Genomic DNA, 12,673 nt, shown 5'->3' on the forward strand with positions numbered 1-12,673 from the left:
TCTTTTTCGCGGTAGGCCGAGGGCATCCTTGCGCTCAGGTCCAAACTTTTGCTGTTCAGGGATTTGAGCTCTACGGTAATTTTTTTAGAAGGAAGCTGTATGACGTGCTTCCCGAATCCGGTCATGGATTGGATCATAGGGGCTTTTTGGAATTTGGCTAATATAAGGAAGTTTGGCCCTTCGATTGCGCTCAGGGTGGGACAAGTTTGGTGTTTTAAATTCTTTAGAGTTCCTTAATCTTGATATTGCGGTAAGAGACCTCATCGCCATGATCTTGAAGGGCTATTTTCCCTTGAATGAACTTCCCGAAACCGTCCCAATCGGCAAATTTGGATTTCGATACCATGGTATTCCACATTTCATTGGCCACCGGAAAGGTCACCACCTCTTCACCATTGAGTTCGACACTTCCCCTTTTTTCATCATTATCAACGGTGACCACCATAGTGTTCCATTCCCCGGCTGGTTTCGTAACATCTTTCGAAGGAGCCACCATATCGTATAGTGCGCCCGCTTGATGGGTAGTGCCCGCTTTGGCATCGGGATGCCTTTTATTGTCGAGCACTTGAATTTCAGGACCTGTATTGTACGGCTTTTTAAACTCCTCGTCTTCCTGTACGCCCCACATTATACCACTATTGCCGCCTTCGGATATTTTCCAGTCCAACGAAAGTATAAAATTGGTGAATTCCTTTTCAGTGACCAAATCGTGTATTTCTCCATCCTTACGATTTTTGGGAGGATGGAAAACTATAACACCCTCCTCTATTTTCCAAGTATCGGAAACGCTGTCGCTTTGAAATTCCTTCCATCCATCGAATGACGTGCCGTCGAAAAGCACCGTCCATTCCTGCGGGGGCTTCTCCGCTTCGGCCTCTTCAATGCGTTCGGCGGTCATTTCTTCTTGGGATTTTTCGGTTTTATCTTTGCATCCGAAAATGGTGGCTGCGATAAAAATAACTAGGGTCAGGTTTTTCATAGGATGTTGTTTTTAGAAATGAATCCGCCTGCCGGACGGATAGGTTTCGCTATTAATTTAAAAGGTCATTACTATTTCTGCCAAACGCGCCTGCAAATGTAATCGTATGTACAACCGTAAAGATGCAATGCATCGCGTCTCAATCGTCTATTTTTCAATTCCCAATATTCTTTTCAACCGATCTTTGTCGATATCGGCACCGGCAAAATCATCAAAGGCCCTTTCGGTCGCTTCTATAATATGGTCTTGAATGAAAACGGCTCCTTCTCGGGCGCCCTGTTCGGGACTCTTGATGCAGCATTCCCACTCCATCACCGCCCAGACATCGCAGCCGTATTGGGTGAGTTTCGAGAAAATGGTCTTGAAATCAATTTGGCCGTCGCCCAACGAACGGTACCTTCCGGCGCGATCTCCCCAGTTGTTGTAGCCTCCGAATGCGCCTTTTTTTCCGGTGGGATTGAACTCCGAATCCTTTACGTGGAAGGATTTTATAAACTCATGGTAATAATCGATATACTCGATATAATCCAGTTGTTGTAATACGAAATGGCTGGGGTCATATAGGATGTTGACCCGCTTGTGGTTTCCCGTGGCTTCTAAAAAGCGTTCGAAAGTATCTCCATCGTGCAGGTCTTCGCCGGGATGGATTTCATAACACACATCCACTCCTTCTTCTTCATAATGATCCAAAATCGGCAACCAACGTTTGGCCAGCTCCTCGAAGCCCAGTTCCACCAATCCGGGTGGGCGCTGCGGCCAGGGGTGCCAGGTATGCCAAAGCAAAGCCCCCGAAAAGGTCGCATGTGTGTTAAGTCCCAATCGACGACTGGCGGTCGCTGCTTTTTTCACCACATTGACCGCCCATTCGGTACGTGCCTTTGGATTATTTTTAACCTTATCCGGGGCAAAATTATCGAACATCAAGTCATAGGCGGGGTGCACCGCAACCAATTGCCCCTGTAAATGGGTGGAGAGTTCGGTGATTTCGAGTCCGTACGAGTTAATTTTTCCTTTTAATTCATCGCAGTAGTCCTGGCTTTCGGCGGCCTTGTCGTTGTCGATGAGAAAACTTTCCCAAGTCGGTATCTGAATTCCCTTATATCCCAAGTCCGACGCCCATTTGCACATGCCGTCCAAAGAATTGAACGGTGCCTTGTCATTTACGAATTGAGCCAAAAAAACGGCGGGTCCTTTAATTGTTTTCATCCTTTTGTAATTTCCTTTTTGATACTGAACTTATTGTGAATAGTGTTCGGTTTAAGAATAAGCCCTATATTTAATTCCTAATATTCCCATAAAATAGTATTCACATGGGATGTGATAAATATAAGGAAAACCATCAGAAATAAAATAGAATTGCCATATGAATGTAGAGGAGCAGTATGACGCCATTGTGGTCTTCACCGGAATCAGTGGTGGTTGGGCGGCCAAGGAGTTGTGTGAAAGCGGATTAAAGACGTTGTTACTCGAACGCGGACGGATGGTAAAGCATATCGAGGACTACCCCACGATGAACGACGACGAATGGGACTACCCCTTAAAAGGAGAACTCTCGCAGAAAGACGAGAAAAAATACCATGTTCAAAAAAGGGTGGGATGGGCCATAGCGCCAAAACCTCGGTAGTTAACAAACACAGCCAAGTACATAACGTACCCAACGTGTACGTAACCGACGGCGCTTTTATGACCTCATCGAACTGCGTAAACCTATCGTTGACTTATATGGCCTTTACGGCGAGGGCGGCGGATCATGCAGTGAAACAGTTGAAGGCAGGGAAATTTGCTTAAGGTCAGGTTTGAATTTCTAGAAGGATAAATACATTTAAAAAAATTGGCACTACGCATTAACCTGTACCGATAACTATGGAAAACGCTTCGGCCCGCGCCCTTTGGGGCGATTATTTAGACAAACATTTAGAACATGCCTTTGTCGATGCCCCAAAAGTGGTTCACTTCTGCAACAACGAACAGGATGCCAACGAATGTGCCGAGCTCGTAAAACAAGGCATAAAAAGGGCGACCTCCCATTCGCTCTTAGGGATGCAGTACCGTAAAGAGGCATTACCCAAAATCGGGGATTTTATTATCGTTACCGATTGGGAGGGCAAAGCACAATGCATAGTGCGCACCACCAAGGTTACCCTGAAACCCTTCTTTGCGATCGATACGGAATATGCCCAACGCGAGGGCGAAGGCGACAAAAGCCTGGCGTATTGGAAAAAAGTACACTGGGCGTATTCTACCAAAGAACTCGAAAGCTTCGGTCGTGTGCCGCGCGAAAGTATGATTGTGGTCTGTCAGGAGTTTGAGATGGTTTTTCGGCGGTAGTGGGTCTTTACCCTCTTCCCTATTCACTTTTCCAGTTTTGACCAACTCTTTATTAAAAGCGGGTTTCAAGTATGAATACATCCGTCCGCAAGCGACCTGATCATCAAAGTACCCTAAATTCAAAAATTTCCGACTGCGAAGTATTGCCTTGGCTATCTGTGCAAATTACCTTCCAGTAGTATATTTGGTTAGAAACTACCGTCGCTTCCATCGTGCTCTCAGCGGTTGCTCCCAAAGAAACCGTTGGGTCTTTTTCCGTTCCAAAAAACACCTCAAAGGATTCGATGTCGTTATCAACATCGTTTCCGAGCCATTCCAAGGTTATCTTTGTGGTTGCCTGCAAGGTTTCCCCTCTTTTTGGATTGACGGCATCGGCAGGAAAAGGGGCGTAATTTTCAATACCCGGACCTTGATTGTAAAACTTCCATTTGGGGCTGGTTGCCGTCTTATCGGTCCCGTTGGCCTTGGACACTACAAACCATTCGTAGGGAGACCCTCTTTCTAAGGTGATTGTTTTACTGGTCGTAGCGGAGTTGGATGTTTGGTTCGTATTGGTATTGAGATTTACAACGGTAACTTCGTAACTATCGGTGTTTTGTGCAGCGTTCCACTCAAAAGTGACATTACTTTGGCTTTCGCTCAAAATGCTACCTTCATTGCATTCCAAGTTGTTATCGGGAAAAATAAGTACAGCTGCCAAAGGTGCTGGTGCGGAATCCGGATCAGGGCCCGGGGTCGAACCTCCCCCATCATCGCCTCCTCCATCATCACCTCCCCCACACGACGCGAACAAAATTGCGATCAAAACGGCCACTAAATGTCTATTTTTCATTTTCGTATTATTTTATAGTGCAACTGGGCATCCTTCGCTGTTATGGCGAGCATATACATCCCTTTTGATAGTGCATCAACATTGAATTGTATCTCACTATTCAACACTTCTTGGGATCTTTTAAGCATATTCGTGCCATTTGCGGCATAAAGGCTAACCTCAACGGTTCCCCAATCCCCTTCCCCAAGGTACACGGTCAGATTCCCGCGGTTGATCGGGTTCGGGTAGACCAATGTTTTGGAAGCCAATAGAATGGTTTCCCCATAGGTGCCCTGACACTCCTTATCGGTCTTTACCGATAGGTTGTTCTTGCTGCCGAAAGGGGAAGCGTTATTTCATTTTCAGAGGTGGTGTAAACCTCTTCGTTCAAATGGACGGTATATGTTTTTCCTCCCTTTAAGCTAAGGGTTACCTTGCCTTTTGAAGCATGTATTTTGGAAGTGACGGTCAAGGCTTCCGGTTGCGTGATTACCACCTCCTGGCAACTTTCATAACCCGCTTGTCCGGCTACCGTAATACATAGGGAATACTTGCCTGCCACCAAATTTTCAAACCTGGTGTCGGAAGTAAAGGTATTGACCGTTGCCCCATTGGTATCGGTCAGGGTCGCTGAATAGTCCAGTAGCTTCTCGGCGTCAATTTGAATACTTCCGTTAGCACTGTTTACACAGGATTCTCCCGTGGAACGTATCCTAAAATTGGATGTGGCCAAAGAAAATACCTCACAGCCCGCAACATCTACCGCGGTATTTTTGGGAGTCTGCGGACAGGCATCCAAGCCATTCGGTACGCCATCACCATCGGTATCGTCGGGATCGATCGTGACCGTCACGGCGATACATTCCGAGACCACGGTTTGCGCCCCCTGTGTAATTTCCACGGAATAATTCCCACTTTCCAAAACCTCAAAACTTCTATTGGTTTCCTCCGCGATCGGTATACCATTGTCGCAATCGATCCAGTGATACGCTGCTCCGGAAGCGTTATAATTTGCGGTCAATGTGGTACCATCAAGCGTTACGGAATTGTCAATGGCATCGCCCGAAACTTGAATGGTAGCGCTATCCGCTAAACTCCATTCCCCGCTTTCGTCCTGTACCCGAATAAAAAAAGTATGGGCACCGACCGACAGACCCATGGTTGGGATAACATAGGATTGCGACAACAGGCCCGTATTGTCGTCCACCGCCAAGGCAATGCCGCTGCCCGAACCGGGATCTGTGTCAAAATAATATTCCGCCGCAATGATAGGCCCGGAGGTATTATTAAAGGAGGTAATAAAGATAACGGTGCGATCATAAAGACTCCAAATGCCGTTGCTGTCAAGCGTTCGGATATAAAAATTATGGAACCCATCGGACAATCCGGTGGTCGGTATTGCCAGGGACTGTGTCAATTGGCCCGTATTGCCGTTCAGGGCGATTGAAGTGCCCCTCCCCACCCCGGGTTCCGTATCAAAAAAATACTCCCCCGACGGTATGGATTGCCCCGCCGCGATATAGGTCCAAAGACCGAATAGTATGAATAAGGTGCGTTTCATGATCTTAGTGGGTGTTAGTGCTGATGACCAAGTTGATGTTCTCACCGGGGGCCACCGTATTGGTAATGGCCTCGATCTTTACGGTGGGGATACCGTTGGGCAGGCCAAAATTGTTGAACACAAAATCACCGCTACCGTATAGGCCAATGTCTTCGCCATCTACACCTGCACCAATGGCAACAGAACCCGTCTGAAGGTGGTAATCGTCCAAGGTTGCTTCAAAAGCAATATTATCATTGTCTTCTACAAATAAGGGATCGAGGTTGGTCAGATTACCAGTGCCCTGTAAGGGAAGGGCATTCCCCGAACCACGGTTATAAATCAAACTATTTTCGTAAATAACATCCATATGATTTCTATCAATCGTACTAGAACTAGAAATATAGATTATATTGTTTTGTACGGTTAAGGTGCCACTATTACCAGCATCATTCCCGATGGGCCGCATACTTCCTGTTAAGAAAAGATTGTTCTTGATAGTGGTGGACTGGTGGTTTGATACCCAGATATTATTTGTGATTATACAGTCTGTAATTAACGTATTCGTATAGTGATTTACTGATGAGATCCCCCCCAAACTCCAAATTACACAGCCTCTAATAATCATATTATCTACACCGCCCTGGAGGAATGACATACTGCCGTCAATCCTACAGTTTTCAATGACCATATTGGTCAAGGTGACGCTTTCATCGTTCAGTTGAACCCTAAATTGATTGGTAATACGTAGACCGCTGAATTTACAATTGGAGGCGGCCTCGCCAAATCGAATATCACGGATCAGGGTTTGTTTTTCCCCACTATGTGCAAAACCCGTAAGGGTCAAGGGTTTGTCCACAAGAATATCGCCATAACTGACCTCGGAGGGCTGGATATAAATAATATCGCCACTCTGCGCACTTGCTATCGCAATTTGTAAATCGCTGAACTGGGCATTGCTGCCCGGGGTGTTGTCAACGGTAATGGTGCTTTGGGCGCTCATAAATTGAAATGTGGCCATAAACGCCACTACTTGGAAAGTAATTTTTCGTTTCATATCTGTAGTTTTTAATTGTTAATCGGTTTAATTACTTAGGGTGTTCATTACACATTTTGAGGCTTCCGCTTTTACGATCAAACATTACTGTCATCATATCCTAAAAGAAACCCCAGCGGTCAAATAGGCCACCCCATAGCCCGCTTCGGCAAATACCCCGAAGTTTTCGCCAAAGTACCAGCGGCCACCTACAAATGCCGTAGCGCTCGGGCGGCTGCCATAGCTGCCTAAACCCCCATACCGATTGTCGTCATAGGAAAGAATGTTGTATGAGGCCATTACCCCACCATAAACGTCCAGATTCTCCACCTCCAGTCCATTGTAATGATAGGCTCCTCGAATTCCGATAATCGTATAGCTCCATTTGTCGTTATTGGAATATTTATAGTTTTTAAATCCCAAATAAGCTCCCAAGCTTACTACCCCGGGCCCCGGCACCTCCCAAATACCGCGTTCAAAACTTGCACTGATTACTGGGCTTTGCGAAGGAGATGCGTAAATGTTATAACTACCCCCGAGGCCCACTCCCGCATTGATGACATTCGTACCCTTGTTAAATTCCTGTGCCGTAATAAAAGAGGTTGCCAATAAAGTGATGACGAGATAAACGATTGATTTTTTCATGGTACTACGTTTTTTTGGTTAGTACTAGGTTCATTGAAACTATATTACTTCTTTAGTCTTGGCACATAAAATTCCCCTTCGGTTATTTTGAGGGAAGGATCATTACTTCCAACATTGTACCATGTACCGGAAAATCGCCCTTTGGTAAATTTTTCCCCAACCTCGATAAAAGAAATTTCAGAATCGGAGGTATATTTTGGATGGGTTGCAGAAAATACTTCGTCGACACTGCCGTAGATTATTTCGTCTACAGTATAAATAGCAATGAAGGTGGCGGCCCTAATCTTTGGGTCATTTGGTTCGTAGTCGGTATATGCGGTATTCAGAAGGGTTTCTTCAAATGTGCTGAATGTGATGGATAAATAAGCTTCGTCGCCATTTAGGTCATTTGTGCCTATAATACCCGATGCATATTGATCTCCAGTCCCAGTATCTGCCAAATCGTTGAATGTTCCCAGCACCACACTGTTTACATTGTCATTCGCAAATACTTTCAATTTTCCGTTCACTTTGAACTTTATAAAATACTGATCGGCGGCCAACATTTCTTCTTCAGGACTTAGGCCATCAGTCTTCGAGCAGCCAGTTAAGTTTATGGCCAATGTTAGTGTCAGTAGTGCGATAGTTAATCTCATATTTTTCATAAGTGCTGATTTTAAATTTTCATTCCCTTGGAGGAGTGTAACTGTTTAATGGGTTCAATTATCTACCCCGAGAAAATCCCGTTTGGAGTTGAAAGATCCTTCGGTTATTCTGATTTTAGTATCGTTGCCGACATTAATGGCATCCCTTAATTCCCCTGAAAAAGTGCCTTTGATATTGGTATCGGACACTTCGGTAATTTTAATGATGCATGATAGGTATATTGCTCCATTTGGTGTAGTTATTGCCGACTTATAGGAATAAATAGTATCGTTAACGGTCAACGAAGATCCCAAAATTGCCTGTGGACCATCCTCGAACACGATTTTTTCATCATAGGTTTTATTGGCCTCTATCGGTGTAGTTGAACTAATGTATAGGTTGAACCCCGCCTCGCCATCCCCGCCGGATATAATATAGGCATAGCTCGGATCTCGTACCGGAATATCAAACGAAAGTGCAGATGTTTCGGTATAGGCAACGGCATCCCCATCCGTTTTAAACCGCATAAAATATTCCCCATCGACGGTAATGGGGTCGTCACTATTTTTTGAACACCCAGAAAAGGCAAATGTCAAAAGAAGAATCACGATTGGGGCGACGGGTATTATTTTTAGTTTTTTCATGTTTTTTGGTTTTTACTTACAATGACTATCGGGACTATCTGGTTTAAAAAGTCTTGATTGCTTACCAAACATCCGGGGAAATATCCGTTCCGTCAAACTACTCCAAAACAGTATATTTTGAAATCTCCGGAGTTAGTCTGTACATTATTGGCCTCACCCCCTTGAGGATATGCAAAAATGAATTGCGGCAGATTTCCAGCATTAAACCTTATTGCGGATTCGGGGCCTTCGAAAACGGTAAGGTATCGGTTGGCACCACCATAGCCAAACCCTATGGCCTTGGCTTCCATTTTTCCCACCACCCTTTCAAAGTTTTCCACTTTGCCGTCCTTTACAAAATTGGGTACGAATGATCTTTCCGCTTCCTGCGCATGTAGTATTGAAGCGATACACATTGCTATAATTGTTGATTTGATCGTTCTCATTCTTTCTGTGTTTTTGGATATTACTGTTTAATATAGTCCGCACAATTATCGGCAAAGACGCCAGAGAATCTGAGCTCGCCCTTACTGATGGAAAACCGTGAAACGTTGCCCAGCATTTCCACCGCCAATACACCATCGTTATTGACCTCGCCCGATAGGACCATGTTATTTCCAAAATCGAGCTCATAGGTTTTTTCGCCGATTTTGTTTATGCCAATGGTGTTCATCTTATCCGATTTGCAGACCCATTCGCCTTCAAAATCGGGATTGCCGCTTCCGCAGCTTAGCGAAAAGATTAAAATTATTGCCATCGTTAATTTTGATGCTATTGCCTTGAGAATTTTCATAACCCCTGATTTTGGTTTTTATAGGTTTAAAGCTATATGCCTCTTCCATAAAAAACTATGCAGAATTATTTTTTGTGGCGAATGGATTATTTTCTGCAACCAATTTGAAGATATTTGTTAAAAAATGTTAACTTAGATTGTCTCCAAGTCCGCCTGCTTCTGCCCGAACCACCTTAATTATGAGAGCAGCTGTCTTAATCGTACTGATTTTTGCGACGTTGAGGGGTATTTCCCAGCAAAGTGAAATCGATTCGTTGGAATTGATTTTAGAAAATCAAAAACAAACCGACTCTGTTCGCGTAAACACGCTGCTGAAGCTATCCGATGCGCTAGTCTTTAAAAATTTGGGTGACGCCGGCAAATTTGCGCAGGAAGCCATGGAAAACTCAACGGCTCTAAATTGGGAGGAAGGGCTGGCAAAATCGTACAATCAACTTGGCCTAATTGAATACTACAAGCCCGATTATGAAAAATCGTTGAATGCTCTTCATAAAGCGTTGGGATATAGTAAAGGCGTGAAAAATATAATTTTGGAAGCATCCATTCATAACAACATTGCCAATATTTATGCCGACCTAAAGGATTATGACAAGGCCTTAAGTAATTATCGTTCAAATTTAACATTGGCACGGGAAGCTGCCGCAAAGAAGAACGAATTAATAGCATTGTTCAATATTGCTACGATAAAGACCGAACAAAAGCAATACCTCGAAGCGATCAATGAATTTTTAATTTGTTTGGAAATGGCCAACAAAAAGCCATTTCAAGCATATATTCCCACAATTTGCAACAATCTGGCACGGACTTATCAATATATCGATGATAACAAAAAGGCCTTAAAATATTTAAAATTAGGGTTGAGCAGCGCCCAAGAAAATGGCAATATGTACTCCCAAAGTGTAATTCTTAGAAATATTGGGGAATTATATGTGGATGAAAACCAAATGGACAATGCGCGGGAAGCATTACTTAAAAGTATCACCATTTCAAAAAATAATAGCAGTTTGGAATGGGAGTCCCTTGCCTGGGAAACATTAAGCAAAGTCTATGAAAATCAAAATAGGACAACCGATGCCCTTGATGCCTACAAAACACACATTACTCTAAGGGATAGTATTCTCAACGAGGAAAAAAAATCTGAACTGATAAAAAAAGACCTCCTTTTTGAGAATGAGAAAGCCCAAACCATTGCCCTAGCCGAGATCAGTAGGCAAAAAACCCTCAGAAACAGTTCTATGCTAGGCGGCGGCAGCTTGCTTTTGGCCACCTTAATCGGTTTGGTACTGTACAAGCGTCGCAGGGATGCCCTGTCACAAAAAGCGGAAGCCGAATTCAACACCAAGGTGGCAGATACCGAGCTGAAGGCCCTAAGGTCGCAGATGAACCCCCATTTTATTTTCAATTCCTTAAACTCCATCAACTCCTTTATCGCCAAAAACGATAAAATTGCTGCCAGCGACTATTTGATCAAATTTGCCAAGCTGATGCGGCAGACGTTGGAAAATTCCGAAAAGAAGGAGATACCGCTCAAAGATGACCTTGAATTGCTTACGACCTATCTTGAAATCGAATCCAAAAGGCTCGATAAAAAATTTACCTTTGAAATCAAGCTTGATACCGAGCTTGATGCAGAAAACACCTTGGTGCCCCCGTTGATATTACAGCCCTTTATGGAAAACAGTATCTGGCATGGTATCGCCCCTAAGAACGGACCAGGCCATATTGTGGTCGATGTGCAAAAAAAGGGAAATATGATCGTTTATGCCATCGATGATGACGGGGTGGGAAGGAATAAAGAGAACCTGGTCGAAAAAGCGGACCAAAACAAATCATTGGGGATGAAATTGACGAAAAGTAGGATAGACATCGTCAACAAACGCAAAAATAGCAACGGAAACGTTCGGGTAATCGACAAAGATGAGGGCGTTCGCGTAGAAGTCGAACTCCCCCTGCAACTGGCATTTTAAATGATACGGGCAGTAATAATAGACGACGAACAACATGGTATCGATTGGATAAAGGAACTGCTCGTGCCTTTCCGTGAAAAAATTAAATGCGTTGGTTCGGCAAGAACTTTGCAAAATGCCCTTTCCTTAATTAAAGAAGTGTCTCCCGACCTTGTTTTTTTAGATATCCAGATCGATGATAGGACCGGGTTTGAATTTCTTCAAATGGTTTCGCCCATTTCCTTCGAAGTGATTTTCACCACGGCCCATGAAAAATACGCTGTGCGGGCTTTTAAGTTCAGTGCGGTAGATTATCTCTTAAAACCGATCGATGCCGATGACTTAAGGATTGCCCTGCTTAAATTTGAAACCAAATCGGCCTCTAAACACCTAGAACAAAAAATCGATGTGCTTTTGCATAACCTAGAGGCACGGCATACGGTAAAAAAAATAACGGTACCCACCATGGACGGCTACGAATTTCTGGAGGTTACCGATATTGTACGCTGCAGATCCGACGTGAACTATACGGATATCCATTTAAAAAACGGCAAAAAAATAACGGTATCAAAAACCTTGAAAAGCTTTGAAGAGCTCCTCGAGCCGGAACATTTTTTCAGGATCCACAATTCGCATCTTATTAATTTGAGGGAAGTGAAAAAATATGTGAAGGGAAAAGGAGGGTACGTCACCATGAACGATAATACCCACCTAGAGGTTTCCACGCGGCGCAAGGATGCTTTTTTGAAACGGTTGATTTGAGTCAGTGAGAATTTATTTCCCCAGCTCGACCCAAACGTTACCGCCTTTATTCGACTCCACTGTGGCCTCGATAAAGTTCATTCCACGAACGCCGTCGGTCATAGTGGGGAATTCGCCATCATCGTACTTCTTGCCACGAATGGCCTTAGCAGCACCGAGATAGATGTTCGCCATGGAATCAAAAATCCCTTCAGGGTGTCCCGGTGGCAATTTCGTTCCGGCCAAGGAGAGTTTACTGTTGTAGGCATGGCCCGGCTTATAGATCTGGGTGGGTTTGGTGTCACTCAACAGGTAAAGAAAATTCGGATTTTCCTGCTCCCACCGAAACGCCCCTTTTTCTCCGTAGATGGAAATGGCCAATCCGTTTTCCTCGCCCGTGGCGACTTGGCTGCTTCGGATAACGCCTTTGATATGGTCGCCCATTCGGATAAGTACCGTGCCATCGACATCCATTTTATTATCCTTGTACAAATAATTGAAATCGCTTAAAATGAATTTCACTTGTAATCCGGTAGTATATTCCACCATATTGAAAGCGTGAACGCCTATATCGGCGATACACGAGCTGATTCCCGCTTTTTTGGGG

17 protein-coding genes and 1 pseudogene are annotated in these 12,673 nt (G+C 44.2%); 5 read left to right on the forward strand and 13 right to left on the reverse strand.

Translation table 11 applies throughout. From position 1 onward, the window contains the following. The 3 genes from ACEW8S_RS05275 to ACEW8S_RS05285 all read right to left on the reverse strand — a co-directional run. On the reverse strand, positions 1-137 hold a 137-nt coding region (locus ACEW8S_RS05275), incomplete at its 3' end, for a YicC/YloC family endoribonuclease (protein ID WP_373517152.1). 86 nt (positions 138-223) lie between these two features. Further along, positions 224-979 carry a DUF1080 domain-containing protein gene (locus ACEW8S_RS05280; RefSeq protein WP_373517136.1) on the reverse strand — a complete coding sequence of 252 codons (756 nt, stop codon included), beginning with the start codon at positions 977-979 and terminating at the stop codon, positions 224-226. A 147-nt stretch (positions 980-1,126) separates the two neighbouring features. Next, positions 1,127-2,185, reverse strand: a complete 1,059-nt coding sequence (locus ACEW8S_RS05285; protein WP_373517137.1) for a sugar phosphate isomerase/epimerase family protein — start codon at positions 2,183-2,185, stop codon at positions 1,127-1,129. Between the two features lie 157 nt (positions 2,186-2,342). Between ACEW8S_RS05285 and ACEW8S_RS05290 the strand changes: the two are divergent. The 3 genes and pseudogenes from ACEW8S_RS05290 to ACEW8S_RS05300 all read left to right on the forward strand — a co-directional run. Beyond that, positions 2,343-2,582, forward strand: a pseudogene (locus tag ACEW8S_RS05290) (GMC family oxidoreductase); the annotation flags it as partial. Continuing rightward, positions 2,576-2,767 (forward strand): GMC oxidoreductase, encoded by a 192-nt coding sequence (locus ACEW8S_RS05295; RefSeq protein ID WP_373517138.1) that lies wholly within the window; start codon positions 2,576-2,578, stop codon positions 2,765-2,767. The pseudogene ACEW8S_RS05290 and the gene ACEW8S_RS05295, both read left to right, overlap by 7 nt. 75 nt (positions 2,768-2,842) lie before the next feature. After that, positions 2,843-3,307, forward strand: coding sequence for an ASCH domain-containing protein (locus tag ACEW8S_RS05300; RefSeq protein WP_373517139.1), 465 nt, complete (start codon positions 2,843-2,845; stop codon positions 3,305-3,307). A 103-nt stretch (positions 3,308-3,410) separates the two neighbouring features. Here the strand turns inward: ACEW8S_RS05300 and ACEW8S_RS05305 are convergent, their stop codons facing one another. From ACEW8S_RS05305 to ACEW8S_RS05345, 9 genes are all read right to left on the reverse strand, one after another. Continuing rightward, a complete protein-coding gene (locus ACEW8S_RS05305; protein ID WP_373517140.1) occupies positions 3,411-4,139 on the reverse strand; it encodes a hypothetical protein in 729 nt (242 codons plus the stop codon). After that, entirely contained in the window at positions 4,136-4,387 is a 252-nt protein-coding gene (locus ACEW8S_RS05310; protein WP_373517141.1) for a T9SS type A sorting domain-containing protein, read from the reverse strand. The genes ACEW8S_RS05305 and ACEW8S_RS05310 overlap by 4 nt, the downstream gene beginning before the upstream one ends. 44 nt (positions 4,388-4,431) lie before the next feature. Continuing rightward, on the reverse strand, positions 4,432-5,679 hold the full coding sequence (locus ACEW8S_RS05315; protein WP_373517142.1) for a hypothetical protein: 1,248 nt from the start codon (positions 5,677-5,679) through the stop codon (positions 4,432-4,434). A gap of 4 nt (positions 5,680-5,683) precedes the next feature. Continuing rightward, positions 5,684-6,715 (reverse strand): hypothetical protein, encoded by a 1,032-nt coding sequence (locus ACEW8S_RS05320; RefSeq protein WP_373517143.1) that lies wholly within the window; start codon positions 6,713-6,715, stop codon positions 5,684-5,686. Between the two features lie 93 nt (positions 6,716-6,808). Then, positions 6,809-7,339, reverse strand: a complete 531-nt coding sequence (locus ACEW8S_RS05325; RefSeq protein WP_373517144.1) for a hypothetical protein — start codon at positions 7,337-7,339, stop codon at positions 6,809-6,811. 44 nt (positions 7,340-7,383) lie between these two features. Beyond that, on the reverse strand, positions 7,384-7,983 hold the full coding sequence (locus ACEW8S_RS05330; protein ID WP_373517145.1) for a hypothetical protein: 600 nt from the start codon (positions 7,981-7,983) through the stop codon (positions 7,384-7,386). Positions 7,984-8,037: 54 nt separating this feature from the next. Then, entirely contained in the window at positions 8,038-8,607 is a 570-nt protein-coding gene (locus ACEW8S_RS05335; protein WP_373517146.1) for a hypothetical protein, read from the reverse strand. Between the two features lie 92 nt (positions 8,608-8,699). Further along, positions 8,700-9,032, reverse strand: a complete 333-nt coding sequence (locus ACEW8S_RS05340) for a hypothetical protein (RefSeq protein WP_373517147.1) — start codon at positions 9,030-9,032, stop codon at positions 8,700-8,702. A gap of 20 nt (positions 9,033-9,052) precedes the next feature. Continuing rightward, positions 9,053-9,379 (reverse strand): hypothetical protein, encoded by a 327-nt coding sequence (locus ACEW8S_RS05345; protein WP_373517148.1) that lies wholly within the window; start codon positions 9,377-9,379, stop codon positions 9,053-9,055. A gap of 179 nt (positions 9,380-9,558) precedes the next feature. Between ACEW8S_RS05345 and ACEW8S_RS05350 the strand changes: the two genes are divergently transcribed. Beyond that, positions 9,559-11,346 (forward strand): histidine kinase, encoded by a 1,788-nt coding sequence (locus ACEW8S_RS05350; protein WP_373517149.1) that lies wholly within the window; start codon positions 9,559-9,561, stop codon positions 11,344-11,346. Further along, positions 11,347-12,087 (forward strand): LytR/AlgR family response regulator transcription factor, encoded by a 741-nt coding sequence (locus ACEW8S_RS05355; protein WP_373517150.1) that lies wholly within the window; start codon positions 11,347-11,349, stop codon positions 12,085-12,087. It abuts the gene before it with no gap. A gap of 12 nt (positions 12,088-12,099) precedes the next feature. Here the strand turns inward: ACEW8S_RS05355 and ACEW8S_RS05360 are convergent. After that, positions 12,100-12,673: Gfo/Idh/MocA family oxidoreductase (locus tag ACEW8S_RS05360; RefSeq protein WP_373517151.1), on the reverse strand; the 574-nt coding region annotated here is incomplete at its 5' end.

The sequence above is a fragment of the Pricia sp. genome, assembly GCF_041745955.1.
Lineage (GTDB): Bacteria > Bacteroidota > Bacteroidia > Flavobacteriales > Flavobacteriaceae > Pricia.